Below are 15,560 nucleotides of genomic sequence, written 5' to 3'. Positions count from 1 at the left end.
TAGATATGGGAGAGTATGTGCCCGATTTTCTGCGGCAGCGAGCGTTTTTAACACCAGCTCGCACCGGGCTGATCTTTGGAGAAAAAACCTGGTCGTTTAAAGACGTTCATGAAGAAGTAAAAAACTACGCCAGCAAATTGAAAGCAGCAGGCGTCAAAACAGGGGATTATGTGGGATTGCTAGTGAAAAATTCTGAGAAAGCGGTGTTTTTGATTTATGCACTGCAGCAAGCAGGAGCGGTGACCGTTATGCTTAATCACCGTCTCACTTCTCAAGAGCTTTCCTGGCAGCTGCAAGATGCCGAGGCATCCTATTTATTTTATGATGACGAATTTGAAGAGATCAGTGCGCAAATTGGACAGAAAAGTTGGATTTCCTATAGCATGAACGAGTTGTCTAAATTGAATTCAGCATTAATGGCGGAGCAGGAAACCGTCGACCTTCAAGCTGTGTGTTCGATTATGTACACATCGGGTACGACAGGCAAGCCTAAAGGGGTTTTGCAAACATATGGAAACCACTGGTGGAGTGCGGTAGGTTCGGCCTTAAATCTGGGTCTGCGGGAAGAAGATACATGGCTGTGTGCTATGCCGTTATTTCATATCAGCGGATATTCCATTCTAATGAAAAGTGTAATCTATGGAATGACGGTCAGGCTCTACAAGCAATTCGATGAACAGCTCATTAATCAAGACCTTATAAATGGGAAGGCAACGATGATGTCTGTCGTGTCTTCAATGTTAAGCAGGCTGCTCGAACAATCAGAATTGCCATACCATGACAGTTTTCGCTGCATGCTGCTGGGGGGAGGTCCGGCTCCTAAACCGCTGCTAGAGCAATGTACAAAGAGAAGCATTCCTATCTTTCAAACGTATGGAATGACAGAAACTTCCTCACAGATTGTCACTTTAGCGCCGGAATACAGTTTAACGAAAATTGGGTCAGCAGGAAAGCCGTTATATCCTTGTCAGATAAAAGTAGTGAAAAATGGAAAAGCCAAGGATAGAGATGCGGAAGGAGAAATTGTCGTAAAGGGCCCGAATGTGACACCGGGATATTTGCATAGAGAAGAAGCCAATAATGAATCCTTCACTGAAGGCTGGTTTCATACAGGTGACATCGGACGCTTGGATGAAGAAGGTTTTTTATATGTGCTTGATCGCCGGTCAGATTTAATTATTTCTGGAGGGGAAAATATTTATCCCGCAGAAATTGAATCTGCTTTGCTCGCTCATAAAGACATTAAAGAAGCAGGTGTGATTGGCGTGGCGGATGACCAGTGGGGACAAGTCCCTGTCGCTTTTATTGTCGCTGCACAACCTCTTGATGAAGGCCAATTACATGAATTTTGTCTGCAGTATTTGGCTAAATACAAAGTGCCGAAACAGTACTATACTGTCAATCAATTGCCTAGAAACGCATCTAATAAACTGCTTAGAAGAGAGCTGAAGGAAGAGTATGATCGGAGGCTTAACCAATGAAAATTATCCAGATGCAGCTCCGAGTCATCGAGATGGACTTGAAAACATCATTTGTCACGCATTTAGAAACAGTGAAGAAGCGCAGGGGAATCATCGTAGAAATCACCGACGATGAAGGTGTAAAAGGATATGGAGAGGCCGTAGCGTTCAGCACGCCGTGGTATACGGAAGAGACGGTTCAGACCAATTACCATATGATTAAGGATATTTCCTTTCCACTAGTAGCAGGAAAGGAAATCAGCCACCCTTCAGATGTTCATTCGTTATTGGAACCTATTCGAGGAAATCGAATGGCTAAGGCTGCAGTGGAAACAGCTGTTTGGGATCTCTACAGCAAGCATAAAGAACAGCCTCTTTCATTCATCCTTGGGGGCGAAAGAAGCGAAGTACCAGCGGGAGCGGTTGCCGCAGGTTCCACTATTACTCAAACGGTTGAACAAATTGAACAGCTGCTTATGAGTGGGTACGAACGAATAAAAGTAAAAATCTCCCCTGAGAATGACATTCAATTATTGACAGAAATACGCCGCCAATTCCCGGAAATTGATTTGATGGCAGATGCCAATTCAGCTTACCAAGAATCAAGTATGGAGCATTTAAAGCAATTGGATTCATTTGATTTAATGATGATTGAACAGCCTCTGGCTCCTGATGACATTGTGCAGCACGCGAATCTGCAGCGTGAAATGAAAACTCCGATTTGCTTAGATGAAAGCATCTGTTCCATTCGCGATGCCAAAAATGCGATTGAACTGGGGAGCTGTCAGGTCATGAATATTAAAATCGGCCGTGTGGGAGGATTGCAGGAGGCGAAATGGATCCATGATTTATGCATAGTAAATGGAATAAGACTTTGGGTGGGAGGAATGATTGAATTCGGCATCTCTCGTGCCCATAATCTCGCGCTTGCGTCCTTAAAAGGCTTTGATATTCCAGGTGATTTATCTGCTTCAAACAAATACTGGGAGGAAGATATCATCACGCCTGAAGTTCAGGTGGCTAATGGAAAGATACAGCTTTCTGAATATGCTGGAATAGGCTATAGCATAAACGAGCGGCGTTTGAATGAGGTGACTATATACAAAGAAGAACTGAAGCTGTCTTAGTCTTCAGTTCTTTTTTTCGTCTTCTTTTTCGGCGGCCATTCTTCAGGAACTAGGTCGACTCCGCCTGGATGAAATGGATGACATTTTAAAATGCGCACGATGGCCAAGAAGCCTCCTTTGATGGCTCCGAAGCGCTTAACAGCATCCAGTCCATAATGAGAACAAGTGGGGTAGAATCGGCAAGTAGGCGGCTTTAGAGGGGAGATAATCTTTTGATAAAATCGAATGATAAATATAAATAATTGCTTAAGCATGTCAGAACTCCTTAAAAGGACAAATTGTAAAAAGCAAGACGCATGGCGGCTTGCTCAAATGTTAGACGAATGGCAGATACAGATTATTTGTTATCTTCTTCCGGCTGAGTAGCAGCAGGCAAATGTGGGTTATTATCGAGCGGGTCCACCGTATGTTTATATTTGTAGCCTTTATTAATCGATATTAAGGTGAAAATCAACACTCCAATGACTACTATGATGGAGATTATTAATACAAGTGTCAACTGGCATCCCTCCTATGTTTTAAATATTATCATTTTCCGCGAAAATATGATGGCAAAATTGTGTCAAATATGTAACCTTCGTTTAAAGATAGTTTTTTATGGGAACAATATACTATCAACAAATTGTTGCAGGAGGAGAAAAGTAAATGTCTAAAAAATTAATTAACAGTGTCAATAAGCAAATTGCAAACTGGACCGTACTATATACGAAATTACATAATTATCATTGGTTTGTGAAAGGACCTCAATTCTTTGCACTCCATGTGAAGTTTGAAGAATTTTACACGGAAGCTGGCGTTCATATAGATGAACTGGCTGAACGGTTATTAGCCCTTGAAGGAGAGCCTGTGGCCACGCTGAAAGAATCACTGGACTTGGCTTCCATTAAAGAAGCAGAGGGCAAGGAATCTGCTGAAGAAATGGTTCAGTCTCTTGTCGATGACTTTACTGTATTGATTAAAGAGTTAAAAGAAGCGATGGATTTAGCAGCAGAAGTCAGCGATGAAACAACTGGCGATATGCTATTATCTATTCACCAAGGACTTGAAAAGCATGTATGGATGCTTAAATCTTTCTTAGGAAAATAAGAAGAAACAAGGGCTGGCGAACTCAGTCCTTGTTTTAATGTCATTTATGTTTAAGTTTGATAAAATATAGAAAAGGGGGAATAATCATGGAACTTTCTGCAATGATGGGTAAGCAAGTAGCGGAACTTCAGCAAACGCTAAGTATGAATTTGCTCAAAAGCCAAATGGCTACACAAACGGCTCAAGCGATCACAATGATGGATTCTTTGCCTAAATCTCCTCCGGCTCCACATCCCTATAAAGGTGCTGGAATTGATTTAAAAGGATAAGCTAAACAGGATGCCCTAAGTTTAAGAGCATCCTGTTTTCAGTTAGTCTGTATGTATGATTAATGAAAAAGATTTTTCGAAGGGCGATTTTGCTTGGTTTCTTCTGTGTCAAACTTTTCTTTTAAAGCTTCGAATAAATACACCCGGAAAAAATAATGCAGCTCTTCTTCACTCAGTTCTTTTATTACCCCTAAGATATCCTCATGCGACAGCTGCTCTAGAACGGCTAGTGTAATCATGTCAAGGTCTTCTTCCGTTCCTTGAAGCCTCCCCCGGTAAATCTCAAACAGCTCATCAACTAATTTCATGCAACTCACTCCTTTGTTAATGAAATTTCTCCCGAGACCCTATATACAATTTATACCCTAAAAGTGATAGATAAACCATAACTTTATTTATAATATTTAAAATAATGCAGCTGTCATTCATTAATTTTCATCTTCGGAGGGCAACCTAAAATCAATCAAGAGCAGGAGGTGAAAGGAATGAATGAGGAAAAAAATGCCTATTATATCCAGGTTGGCAATGGTGAAATCATGAGAAGAGCGACTGATTCTCCTTGGAATTTCAAAATTTATGCGAATGATGAAGAAATTACGGCTTTGAGAGAATTATTTGATGCGAATTATTCCGTCGAATGGCAAAACTTCTTTCGCGCTCATGTTCCGTATGTCCAATATCATTACGATCGGCAAAACGATGGGTATGATGGGAATATGAAACAGATTTATGAAATGATTTATGAACTTGGGGATGATGAAGCAAAAGAGCATATAAAAGGTATGTGGGGCCTTTAAGACAAGGGTATAATAGAGATAAAAATTAATGAATCAGGGAGAGCCTATGTTTGAATTTAAAGATGAAAACAATCTTACAGTGAAGCTGGCCTTTCATCGCCAAGCTTTTTCTGAATCGGCAAAACATGTGTTGGTGTTTTGCCGATTCTCTGATCAATGGCTGCTGACGCATCATCCGATTCGGGGACTTGAATTTCCTGGAGGAAAAGTAGAAGCAGGAGAATCTCTTGAAGAGGCAGCTGTGCGAGAAGTATATGAAGAAACCGGCGCCATTCTTACGAAAATAGATTTTATAGGAGAATATTACGTTGATCGTCCCGAAAAACCTTTTGTCAAAGCGATTTTTTTTGCAGAAGCGGGGAATATAGAAAGAAAAGAACATTATTTGGAAACCAATGGCCCCGTTTTGTTTAAAGAAAACTTGCTGGAAAAACGAAAAGGAAAAGAATTCAGTTTCTTGATGAAAGATGAAGTAGTAGAAAGAACTTTATCTTTTCTTCAGCAGCATCATTGGATTTAATCCAACACTTTTTTGAAGCGTGGTGATTGAATGAGAACGATCAAGTGGCATTCTTCGATTATACAATCCATTCGATTTCCGTCGCCTCATCCCGAGGTCCGGATGCATCTTGTTACATATGATTCAGGGGGGTTAAAAGTAAAGGGATTGTTAGCAGAACCTATTGAGGGAGATTGTTATGCCGGCTTTCTCTACTTAAGGGGCGGTATAAAAAATGTGGGAATGGTGCGTCCAGCAAGAATTGCCCAATTTGCTTCAGAAGGATTTATAGTATTTGCGCCATTTTACAGAGGAAATCAAGGTGGAGAAGGAAATGAAGATTTTGCCGGTGACGATAGGGAAGACGCCTTTTCAGCCTATGAACTATTGAAGGCTCATCCGCGCAGCAACAGCCAGATGATCCATATTTTTGGCTTTTCAAGAGGCGGGGTAATGGCCTTGCTGACCGCTATTGAAAAACCGGAGGCCGCTTCTATTGTAACCTGGGGCGGTGTGTCTGATATGTTTCTCACTTATGAAGAAAGAGTGGATCTTAGAAGGATGATGAAACGGGTCATTGGAGGCAGCCCTAATAAGGTGGCAGAGCAATATCAATGGCGGACGCCTTTGTTCTTTTTAGAGGAGTTAAAAGCGCCTGTCTTGATCATTCACGGGGTGAAAGATACGAATGTATCGGCTGAACACGCTTACCGGTTAGAAAAGCGGTTAAACCAACTGAATCATCCAGTGGATACTTGGTATTTTGATCAATATACTCACTATTTCCCGCCTGCAATTAATAGAAAAATTGTTTCTGACCTATGTAAGTGGATGAAAAACCAGCACAACTCATGGTAGGATAAAAGAAAGGCAAATGAAGGAGGGGATGGCATGGGTATGCCACTAGAATTAAATACAATGATCGTGACAAAAGGGAAGGAAGAACGTAAAGAAGAGAATGTGTTTGCTCTCACTAAGACCGGTTATCGTCTATATCCGATTGATATTCCGATTGGTGTCTATAAAACAAAAGACAGCGATGTAAGCGGTACAGCTGTCATTGAAAAGATTGTCTGGGAAAAAGACAGCACAGTGATTACATATAAGCTTATTTCATTAAATTCGACGAACTAAAGGACAAGCTATTAAATTAAACACAAAAAAGAAGCAAACGAATGAAATCGCTGCTTCTTTTTTGTGTTGTGCTGCCTATTAACCAATCGGTCCGCCAAGTTCAACGATTTCAGATGGAACATCAGAGAACTTTTTGAAGTTTTCACGGAATTTACTTGCCAGTTCATTTGCTTTTTCCATAAATTCATCTTCGTCCGCCCAAGCCTTGCGAGGGATTAAGACTTCATCAGGAACACCAGGAACGTGAACTGGAATCTTTAAACCGAATGTTTTCGTCGTGTACGTTTCAACATTATTTAATTCACCTTCAAGCGCTGCTTGTACCATTGCGCGAGTGTAGGCAAGCTTCATACGGTTTCCAACTCCATACTCTCCGCCAGTCCAGCCAGTATTCACAAGGAATACTTGAACATTGTGCTCATCGATTTTCTTTCCTAGCATTTCAGCATAACGAGTAGCTGCTAACGGAAGGAATGGAGAGCCGAAGCAAGTAGAGAATGTCGCTTGAGGGGAAGTGATTCCACGCTCAGTACCAGCTAATTTAGACGTATAGCCGCTTAAGAAATGGTACATAGCTTGTTCTTTTGTTAATTTGCTGATTGGAGGCAAGACGCCAAATGCATCAGCTGTAAGGAAGATGATTGTATTTGGATGTCCAGCTACGCTAGGATCTACGATATTGTCGATCGCTTGAAGCGGGTATGCCGCACGTGTATTTTCCGTCAATTCATTGCTATTGTAATCAGGAAGGCGTGAATCTTCGTCAACTACCACGTTTTCAAGTACAGAACCGAAGCGGATGGCATCGAAAATTTGCGGCTCTTTTTCATAAGAAAGTCCGATACATTTAGCATAGCAGCCGCCTTCAATATTAAATACACCGTTAGAAGACCAGCCGTGCTCGTCATCACCGATCAAGCGGCGGTTTGCATCAGCAGAAAGCGTTGTTTTACCAGTTCCGGAAAGACCGAAGAATAAAGCAACATCTCCTTCATAGCCAACGTTTGCTGAACAGTGCATAGATAAAATATCGTTTTCAGGAAGAAGGAAGTTCATCACTGAGAAGATCGATTTCTTCATTTCACCAGCATATTCTGTACCCCCGATAAGAACGATGCGGCGCTCAAATGAAACAATGATAAATGTTTCAGAATTCGTTCCGTCAACTGCCGGGTCTGCTTTAAAGTTTGGTGCAGAAATAATCGTAAATCCTGCTTGATGATCTTTTAGCTCTTCTTCTGTAGGGCGAATGAACAGCTGGTGGGCAAAAAGGTTATGCCATGCGTATTCATTAATCACTTGAATTGGCAATTGGTGGCTCTTATCTGCCCCTGCAAATCCTTTAAATACAAAAAGTTCTTCTTTTTCTTTTAAATAGCTAATCACTTTAGTGTATAATTGATCAAAAGCCTGCTCAGAAATCGGCTGGTTTACCGGACCCCAGTCAATTTTATCTTTAACAGATGATTCTTCAACAATGAATTTGTCTTTAGGGGAACGTCCTGTATATTTGCCTGTTTCCGCACGAACGGCTCCAGATGCAGTCAGGATCCCTTCGTTGCGATTTAACACCTTTTCTACCAATGTTGGTACTGAAGGCTGCATATTTACATTAGAACCGTTTAAAAGTTCCATAATTTCAGTAGAAACGCTTACAGAATTCATAATTTAGTAACCATCCTTTATTAAAATTTAGATTGTTTTTATATGATCTCATTTACTCAAGAATTAGTATAACACATTTGGATGATTAGTCTATACTATTCATCGTTTTTTCTTTTGTTTTTTTTCATTCTTTCATTTTCTGTGAACGGTTACAAGTGCCAGAGTGAGTTTCTTCTAATTATATGGTGTTTTACTGACCATAGAGCAAAAAGGAAATTAATGAAAACTATATTTATAGGTTGACATCATTCGACGAATTCCGTATGATGATACCTTGAACGGATACTCTTATCCTGAGTTGGTGGAGGGACAGGCCCTATGAAACCCAGCAACCTGCTTGCATAAGCAACGGTGCTAACCTGGAGCAAGGGACAACCTTGAACGATAAGAGTGAAAGGCCTATGTAGAACACACAAACCTTTCCTCTCTTTTTAACAGGAGGGGTTTTTATTTTTTTTATGAAGTGACCTAGGGAAATGAGTACCGTTGCAAATTGTTTGAAATGGACAATTGTTCAATTAGTTGATCAATTATTAAGGAGGAAGTTAAATGACAAAACAACGTCGCCTTTTTACTTCAGAGTCAGTAACTGAAGGACATCCGGATAAAATCTGTGATCAGATTTCCGATGCAATACTTGATGCAATTCTTGCAAAGGATGCCAATGCCCGTGTGGCAGCTGAGACATCCGTAACAACGGGCTTAGTGCTAGTCGCTGGAGAAATTACTACATCTTCTTATGTAGATATTTCTAAGATTGTCCGCGAAACAGTTAAAGAAATTGGTTATACACGCGCGAAATACGGATTCGATTCTGAAACTTGCGGTGTGTTAACATCCATTGATGAACAATCAGCGGATATCGCTGCCGGTGTAAACGTGGCTCTTGAAGCGCGTGAAGGCAAAATGAGTGATGAAGAAATTGAAGCGATCGGCGCAGGAGACCAAGGTCTTATGTTCGGATTTGCTTGTAATGAAACGAAAGAGCTTATGCCGCTTCCGATTTCATTGGCGCACAAGCTTTCTCGCCGTTTAACTGAAGTTCGTAAAGAAGAAATCCTTCCTTACTTGCGTCCAGACGGTAAAACTCAGGTTACGATTGAATATGATGAAGACAATAAACCAGTTCGAGTGGATACGATCGTTATTTCTACTCAGCATCACCCAGAAGCTACGCTGGAGCAAATTCAGCGTAATGTTCGCGAATACGTCATCGATCCAGTTGTTCCTAAGGAATTAATTGACGGTGATACTAAATTCTTTATTAATCCAACAGGCCGTTTCGTTATTGGCGGACCTCAAGGAGATGCCGGTTTAACTGGCCGTAAAATTATTGTTGATACGTATGGCGGCTATGCACGTCATGGCGGAGGCGCATTCTCCGGTAAGGATCCAACAAAAGTTGACCGTTCAGCAGCCTATGCAGCTCGCTATGTAGCGAAAAACATCGTTGCAGCAGGACTAGCTGACAAATGTGAAGTGCAGCTTGCTTATGCCATTGGTGTAGCGCAGCCAGTATCAATCGCCGTTGATACATTTGGCACAGGAACGGTATCGGAAGAAGTTCTAGTGGAATTAATCCGCACAAACTTCGACCTTCGTCCTGCAGGCATCATCAAAATGCTTGACCTTCGCCGTCCAATTTACAAACAAACAGCGGCTTATGGCCATTTCGGACGTACAGATGTCGATCTTCCTTGGGAAAGAACAGACATCGCTGCGAAACTGAAAGAACAAGCTAACCAATAATAAATGAAACATCCCGGTCAATGAGCCGGGATGTTTTTTTTGTGGCACCAAAAAAGCAGAGTTTCAAAGAAGAAATTCTGCTTTTGTGACTACTCCGGAGAAATTTGGGAAAAAGTAGAGTATGTCAGTTATTCTCTTTTTGGAGAGACTTGTAGTATTGAGCTTTTTCAGCATATTCGCGTGCGATGCGCTCCATGTCTTGGCGATCCTCTTCGTTAATGGGACGGATCACTTTAGCTGGACGACCAAACGCCATGGTGTTTGGTGGGATGATTTTTCCTTGAGGCACTAGACTGCCGGCCCCAATAAAAGCACCTTCACCAATTTCGGCATTATCAAGAATGATCGAGCCCATGCCGATTAAGGCTTTCTTTCTAATTTTGCAGCTATGTAGAATGACTTGATGCCCAACGGTTACCTCGTCTTCAATAATTAACGGATTGTTGGGGCTTTGGTGCAGCACTGAATTGTCTTGAATATTCACCTTGTTGCCTATGATCGTGGGTGCCACATCTCCGCGAATCACAGAATTAAACCAGACGCTCGACTCTTCGCCAATCTTCACATCACCTGTAATCGTTACATAATCTGCGACATAGGCAGAATCAGCGATTTGTGGAAAGTGGTCTTTAAAAGGATAAATCATACAAAAAAACGCTCCCTTCAACATTTTATAAAAGCAGGCAAAATACCTAAATAAATCATTAGCTTCCATATCATTTTAACTTGCCGAGAAACATTTGTATAATAAAAGAAAAGCGGAAACAGCCGTTTAGACTCGGGAGGGATAAGACAGATCGGCAGGGTGGCGTTTTTAGCCACACAGGCGAGATGGCTTATACCAGAGAGTCTGGCTGATGGAGCTGGACAAAGAAAAGCGGAAACAGCCGTTTAACAATCGGCTAATAGACGAACGATGCCGGAGGAGGAATGGCAAATGTGGAAGTGGGAAACAGACAAACAAGCAAAAGGAGTCATCGTCATGGTTCACGGAGCCATGGAGCATCACGGACGATATGGATGGCTGATAGAGATGTGGCGTAAGGCAGGATTCCATGTCGTGATGGGAGATCTGCCAGGCCAAGGAATGACTTCGCGAGCAAAAAGAGGACATATCTCTTCTTTTAATGAATATATACAAGAGGTAAAAGACTGGGTGCAAGCAGCCTATCAGTTTGACCTGCCAGTATTTCTGCTGGGACACAGCATGGGAGGGCTCATTACTATCCGCCTTTTACAGGAGATGGACTTAGAGCCGGCGGGAGTTATTTTATCTTCTCCGTGTCTGCGCATGCTTCACACGCCTAAAAAAATGGTCAATGCCGTGTCTCATGGATTAAATACGCTGGCGCCATCATTTAAGTTTTCTACGGGATTAACAGTAGATATGGTGACAAGAAATGAAGAGGTATTAGAAATCGACCGGGCGGACAGTCTGTATATTAATAAAGTATCTGTCCGCTGGTACCGTGAATTACTGCTTGCGATCAAGGCGGCAGGATTGAAGGCGGATGACATACCGGATATCCCGTTGCTGATTATGCAGGCGGGTGAAGATAAAGTCGTTGATAAACGTGCTGTACGCAAGTGGTTTCACCAGCTGGATTTATCGGAAATGCATTATAAAGAATGGCCGCATTTATATCATGAAATTTTTAATGAACCTGAGAGAGAAGAAGTCTTTTTATATGCAAAAACCTTTGTCGAAAATCAGCTGCGCCATTTGGGATATGTGATTGAATAATGAGGTGATGAGATGTCAGTGCCTGTTACTCCGTTTCATTTAATGCACGCGATTTACAAGCAAGTATTTCCGTTAGTTCACAGCCAGCTTCAGCATTGGAAAATAAAAGCTGAGCAAATTCCCAATGAAGAACTGCGCCGCCAAGCTTTAGCGAGTATTGAACATAAGACCTTTCATTGCGAAGGCGGAGCAGTGCTGGCCTTGCTCGCTGGAGCGAAAATAGAAGAGGCGATCCGTTTCATTGTTGCCTATCAAACCATTAGTGATTACTTGGATAACCTATGTGATCGAAGCACCTCCCTTGATCCTGCAGATTTTGCCGCCCTTCATGAAGCGATGGAAGACTCGATCGTGCCTGACGCACCGATTCGTTCATACTATCGTTTTAGAGAAGATCAAGAGGATGGCGGTTATTTAAATCAGCTTGTGCGAACTTGTCAATCCGTTCTCCAGTCTATTGCTCCATACTCACAGGCCGCACCGTATCTTCAAGAACTCTGCAGATACTACTGTGATTTGCAAATACATAAACATGTGAAGCCGGATGAACGGGAAACAAGACTGATCGGATGGTTTGCGGATCATCAGAAAAACCTTCCAGAGATGGAATGGTACGAGTTTTCCGCATGTGCAGGTTCTACGCTCGGCATCTTTTGTATGATTTCCTACAGTTTACGAGACGATTTTCAGCCGCACTATGCCAAACTGATTCGAGACAGCTATTTTCCCTATATTCAAGGACTTCACATTCTGCTTGATTATTTAATTGACCAAGCTGAAGACCGAGAAGGCGGAGATCTGAATTTTTGTTTCTATTACCCAGGAGATCAGCAGTTGCTTGAAAGAATACATCATTTTATTCAGCAAGCCGACCATTATACGGCCAACCTTCCTCACTCAAGATTTCATAAGCTTGTTAACCGGGGATTGTTAGGCGTATATCTATCGGATGAAAAGGCATTTCGGCAAAAAGATATTCGTAAAATTTCTAAACAAGTCATTCGTAAAGGCGGCACGACTAGTTACTTTTTTTATTGGAATGGCCGTACCTACAGGCGGATGCAGCAAGTGTTTCCTAAACTCTTTATTAAAAAGAGTGCTGCACAGTAACAAATGGACTTTGGCGACTCGTTTCGCTGAAGTCCATTTTTTTTAGTTGAATCCCAGCTTAAGATTAACGTGATGAGCATCGCGGACAATTCAAATCGAGGGAGTAAGCAACTTAATGGACATTTTTCGGGTTCCGAAATAAAATAGGACCACAAGAAATTAAAGGAGATGTCTCGATTGGGTATAAAATTAAGTGTGTTAGATCAATCGCCTATTTCAGAAGGGATGACCGCAGCGGAGGGGTTAAGAAATACTGTTGAACTTGCTCAACACGTAGAAAAGCTGGGCTATGAACGCTTCTGGGTGTCAGAGCATCACGATACGATGAGCCTTGCCGGTTCTTCGCCAGAAGCGCTGATCCCATATCTTGCAGCTAAGACAAATAAAATCAGAGTAGGTTCAGGCGGTGTCATGCTTCCCCATTACAGTTCATATAAAGTCGCAGAAAACTTTCGTGTGTTAGAAGGTCTTGCACCTAACCGAATCGATTTAGGATTAGGACGAGCACCAGGGGGGATGCCGATCGCGACGATGGCTCTTCATGATGGCCGCCCGCGTGATGTGGATCGTTACCCGCAACAGATTGATGAGCTGCTTGGCTATTTAACCGATGATCAAGAGAACAGTTCATTCCCAGGGCTAAAAGCAACACCTTTGATTGATACAATGCCGGAAGTATGGATGCTTGGGTCCAGTCCATCAAGCGCACTCCTTGCCGCTGAAAAAGGACTGCCTTATACATTTGCGCAGTTTATTAATGGAGACGGCGGTCCGCAGTATATGGAAAGATACCGGAAACGCTTTAAGCCTTCTATGCTGTTAAAGGAACCAAAAAGCATGGTGGCGGTATTTGTCGTATGTGCTGAGACAGAGGAAGAAGCGGAACGGGTAGCTTCAAGTCTCGACTTATCGATTATAATGATTGAACAGGGCATGCGCTCAAACGGCACACCTAGTCCGGAAAAAGCCGCAGCTTATCAATACAGCCCATTTGAATTGGCACGCGTCCGAGAGAACCGAAAACGGATGGTAGTTGGAGATCCTAAGCAAGTGAGAGAGCAACTGGAGAAATTGAGTGAAGAGTACGAAACCGATGAGTTTATGGCAGTCTCTATTATTTATGATTTCAATGATAAATTAAAGTCGTTTGAACTGTTAAAAGAAGCGGTTCGATGATGGTTAAAACCTTTGAGAATTGACTTAATCCGTTCAATTTTAGTGGAAAAAATAAACTGGCCAAATCGTAAATGATTTGGTCAGTTTATTTTTTATTCCATATATAATTGATTTTGATGAACCTAAAGAGTAATTGTTATTTTATGTTAAAATGACTGTAGTGTTTGTGAAGAGTTGCTCTTCACCTAACGGAACAGTAAAGTAGTTGAAGAAATACTTAAAAGAGGTGTTTAATTGAAAATACTAGGTATAGGTGTTGGAACATTAATTGTCGGGTTTATAATTTGTATTATATTAACCTCAATATTCAGTTCTGGTGCACCAGATGTTGGAAGCTCTTACTTAGGTTTTATTGGATTTTCCATACTTTACTTAGCAAGTATCATGTCTGTTTGTACATTTTTTATAATCAAAAAAATGGGTGAGTAATTGAAATTTTTATTGAGCTAACGGGTGCTTTAATTGAATAAGAAAATATTCATAACGAAAAACGATTGAACTGTAATATAATCTTTACAGTTCTCCAATCTTTTTGAAAATATCATTGTAAAGCTTATTTATATTTTTTTGATCGCTTAAATAGAAATACCAAGCATCTTCGCTATCTTTATTTAAACCCGCCAAATAAATGGTTGTATGAGAACCATTGTCTAAAGATTCCCAATTAGCCGTTTCATAGGTAAAATCTTCTCTTACAAAGGGAAGGTGGCGTTTTTTTGAATCAAAAAATATAATAGGTAATTTTAATTCTCCATATACTTTAGCAAGATGATCTTCTGAAGCTTTCTCAAATTTGGTTGGGGTTATCATTACAGCATCATAGTTTGTTGAAATATCCGATGTTTTCTCTTTTAGATCGTTTAATGAAATTGTTTTAAAATGAATTTTTTCATTATTTAATTCAGGAACATCACCAATAACAGCGATATTTAAAGGTGCTCCATCATATTTAGTTTCATCATTCGAGCAAGCAAATAATAATAGCAGACTTAATAGAAATACGATGTTCTTCAGGGTTGTTCCTCCTCGAAAAAATGTGGTTATTTGGTAAATTTATATAATCTATCATATGTTTCAGTAACTGGGATTTAATTTCCTTTTTAGAACGATGAAATTCACCTAAAAGTTTATTTTTGGAAGTATGGCTATGAAATGGTAAATATCCTTATACATAACCCTATTTATGTAATGTTGAAATGCAAAGATTTGCATAAGGAAAGATCGGCTTTACTATGCTTTATAAACAGTTAGATAATGGCAAGCTGCAATGGTCAAAAAGTGAAAGTGAAGGTCCTTAGATTCACACATCCTATTTGTTTTTTAGAAGGATAAATAAAGTAATGTTTACTTCTTTGGTAATTCCATTGCACATGTATAACTTTACGATATATTATTTTTTTATTTTTTCTTATATCATGATAATCCATTGCAAACTTTCTAAGATCAGTAGATTTTTAGTTTTTTTTCTTCCGGTTATTAAACGGTCTTATCTTTTTCGTTTTCTTCTTCTGTTATTTTAGATTTCGTGTTTTGCATTGTTAGGTCATCATATGGTGTGAACTCGTTTGAAGGAAGAGATTTCTTTTTAAACATCCGATAACAAACAAAGCCAACAAGAAATACAATGAGAAGGGGAAAGAGGTATTCCATTCATTGTTCACTCCTTTCAGAAATTTTTCTCAATACTCTAAACTCTAATTCAATTACATCCTATAAAATTCCTTTTTTAAGCGACGAAGTTTAT

At 40.6% G+C, this 15,560-nt stretch carries 19 protein-coding genes and 1 riboswitch; of the genes, 12 read left to right on the top strand and 7 right to left on the bottom strand.

What is annotated here, in order from left to right; all coding sequences use genetic code 11:
• The first annotated feature begins 5 nt into the window (after positions 1-5).
• Positions 6-1,481, top strand: coding sequence for an o-succinylbenzoate--CoA ligase (locus JOC78_RS13180; protein WP_204556636.1), 1,476 nt, complete (start codon positions 6-8; stop codon positions 1,479-1,481).
• On the top strand, positions 1,478-2,587 hold the full coding sequence (gene menC, locus JOC78_RS13175; RefSeq protein ID WP_204556631.1) for an o-succinylbenzoate synthase: 1,110 nt from the start codon (positions 1,478-1,480) through the stop codon (positions 2,585-2,587). The genes JOC78_RS13180 and menC overlap by 4 nt, the downstream gene beginning before the upstream one ends.
• Here menC and yidD read toward each other — a convergent pair.
• On the bottom strand, positions 2,584-2,841 hold the full coding sequence (gene yidD / locus JOC78_RS13170) for a membrane protein insertion efficiency factor YidD (RefSeq protein WP_204556630.1): 258 nt from the start codon (positions 2,839-2,841) through the stop codon (positions 2,584-2,586). The genes menC and yidD overlap by 4 nt on opposite strands.
• Positions 2,842-2,924: 83 nt before the next feature.
• The gene (gene ytzI / locus JOC78_RS13165; protein ID WP_204556629.1) at positions 2,925-3,086 is read right to left on the bottom strand and encodes a YtzI protein; all 162 of its coding nucleotides are present in this window, start codon (positions 3,084-3,086) and stop codon (positions 2,925-2,927) included.
• Positions 3,087-3,232: 146 nt separating this feature from the next.
• On the opposite strand from ytzI, the gene JOC78_RS13160 reads away from it, so the two are divergent.
• Positions 3,233-3,673: a Dps family protein gene (locus tag JOC78_RS13160; protein WP_204556628.1), complete on the top strand. Its 441-nt coding sequence runs from the start codon at positions 3,233-3,235 to the stop codon at positions 3,671-3,673.
• An 86-nt stretch (positions 3,674-3,759) separates the two neighbouring features.
• The gene (locus JOC78_RS13155; RefSeq protein ID WP_204556627.1) at positions 3,760-3,942 is read left to right on the top strand and encodes a putative motility protein; all 183 of its coding nucleotides are present in this window, start codon (positions 3,760-3,762) and stop codon (positions 3,940-3,942) included.
• Between the two features lie 59 nt (positions 3,943-4,001).
• Here JOC78_RS13155 and JOC78_RS13150 read toward each other — a convergent pair whose 3' ends face one another.
• On the bottom strand, positions 4,002-4,250 hold the full coding sequence (locus tag JOC78_RS13150) for a DUF6154 family protein (protein WP_204556625.1): 249 nt from the start codon (positions 4,248-4,250) through the stop codon (positions 4,002-4,004).
• A 177-nt stretch (positions 4,251-4,427) separates the two neighbouring features.
• Here JOC78_RS13150 and JOC78_RS13145 point away from each other — a divergent pair, with 177 nt between their 5' ends.
• Genes JOC78_RS13145 through JOC78_RS13130 form a run of 4 tightly spaced genes read left to right on the top strand, consistent with a single transcriptional unit; the run spans position 4,428 to position 6,372 of the window.
• Positions 4,428-4,739, top strand: coding sequence for a hydrolase (locus JOC78_RS13145; RefSeq protein WP_204556624.1), 312 nt, complete (start codon positions 4,428-4,430; stop codon positions 4,737-4,739).
• Between the two features lie 46 nt (positions 4,740-4,785).
• Entirely contained in the window at positions 4,786-5,259 is a 474-nt protein-coding gene (gene ytkD / locus JOC78_RS13140; protein WP_204556623.1) for an RNA deprotection pyrophosphohydrolase, read from the top strand.
• Between the two features lie 30 nt (positions 5,260-5,289).
• Positions 5,290-6,096 carry an alpha/beta hydrolase family protein gene (locus JOC78_RS13135; RefSeq protein ID WP_204556622.1) on the top strand — a complete coding sequence of 269 codons (807 nt, stop codon included), beginning with the start codon at positions 5,290-5,292 and terminating at the stop codon, positions 6,094-6,096.
• A 33-nt stretch (positions 6,097-6,129) separates the two neighbouring features.
• Positions 6,130-6,372, top strand: coding sequence for a DUF2584 domain-containing protein (locus JOC78_RS13130; protein WP_204556621.1), 243 nt, complete (start codon positions 6,130-6,132; stop codon positions 6,370-6,372).
• Positions 6,373-6,450: 78 nt separating this feature from the next.
• Here JOC78_RS13130 and pckA read toward each other — a convergent pair whose 3' ends face one another.
• On the bottom strand, positions 6,451-8,037 hold the full coding sequence (pckA, locus tag JOC78_RS13125) for a phosphoenolpyruvate carboxykinase (ATP) (RefSeq protein WP_204556620.1): 1,587 nt from the start codon (positions 8,035-8,037) through the stop codon (positions 6,451-6,453).
• A gap of 285 nt (positions 8,038-8,322) precedes the next feature.
• Positions 8,323-8,428, top strand: a riboswitch (SAM riboswitch).
• 158 nt (positions 8,429-8,586) lie between these two features.
• On the opposite strand from pckA, the gene metK reads away from it, so the two are divergent.
• Entirely contained in the window at positions 8,587-9,786 is a 1,200-nt protein-coding gene (metK, locus tag JOC78_RS13120) for a methionine adenosyltransferase (protein WP_204556619.1), read from the top strand.
• A 124-nt stretch (positions 9,787-9,910) separates the two neighbouring features.
• On the opposite strand, the gene JOC78_RS13115 is transcribed toward metK, so the two are convergent.
• Positions 9,911-10,432 (bottom strand): gamma carbonic anhydrase, encoded by a 522-nt coding sequence (locus JOC78_RS13115; protein WP_204556617.1) that lies wholly within the window; start codon positions 10,430-10,432, stop codon positions 9,911-9,913.
• A 291-nt stretch (positions 10,433-10,723) separates the two neighbouring features.
• Here JOC78_RS13115 and JOC78_RS13110 point away from each other — a divergent pair, with 291 nt between their 5' ends.
• From JOC78_RS13110 to JOC78_RS13100, 3 genes are all read left to right on the top strand, one after another.
• A complete protein-coding gene (locus tag JOC78_RS13110; protein ID WP_204556616.1) occupies positions 10,724-11,530 on the top strand; it encodes an alpha/beta hydrolase in 807 nt (268 codons plus the stop codon).
• Positions 11,531-11,542: 12 nt separating this feature from the next.
• Positions 11,543-12,640 carry a tetraprenyl-beta-curcumene synthase family protein gene (locus JOC78_RS13105; protein WP_204556615.1) on the top strand — a complete coding sequence of 366 codons (1,098 nt, stop codon included), beginning with the start codon at positions 11,543-11,545 and terminating at the stop codon, positions 12,638-12,640.
• Between the two features lie 177 nt (positions 12,641-12,817).
• Positions 12,818-13,816 carry an LLM class flavin-dependent oxidoreductase gene (locus JOC78_RS13100; protein WP_204556614.1) on the top strand — a complete coding sequence of 333 codons (999 nt, stop codon included), beginning with the start codon at positions 12,818-12,820 and terminating at the stop codon, positions 13,814-13,816.
• A 513-nt stretch (positions 13,817-14,329) separates the two neighbouring features.
• Here JOC78_RS13100 and JOC78_RS17490 read toward each other — a convergent pair.
• Together JOC78_RS17490 and JOC78_RS13090 are read right to left on the bottom strand one after the other, a co-directional pair.
• Positions 14,330-14,626: a hypothetical protein gene (locus JOC78_RS17490; protein ID WP_239587160.1), complete on the bottom strand. Its 297-nt coding sequence runs from the start codon at positions 14,624-14,626 to the stop codon at positions 14,330-14,332.
• A 666-nt stretch (positions 14,627-15,292) separates the two neighbouring features.
• Complete coding sequence (locus tag JOC78_RS13090) at positions 15,293-15,466, bottom strand: DUF3951 domain-containing protein (RefSeq protein ID WP_204556613.1); 174 nt, start codon at positions 15,464-15,466, stop codon at positions 15,293-15,295.
• Between the last annotated feature and the right edge of the window lie 94 nt (positions 15,467-15,560).

The sequence above is a fragment of the Bacillus ectoiniformans genome (assembly GCF_016908875.1).
Taxonomy (GTDB): domain Bacteria; phylum Bacillota; class Bacilli; order Bacillales; family Domibacillaceae; genus Bacillus_BX; species Bacillus_BX ectoiniformans.
Note: the sequence above shows the minus strand (reverse complement) of the source record. Positions and strands in the feature narration are given on the sequence as shown.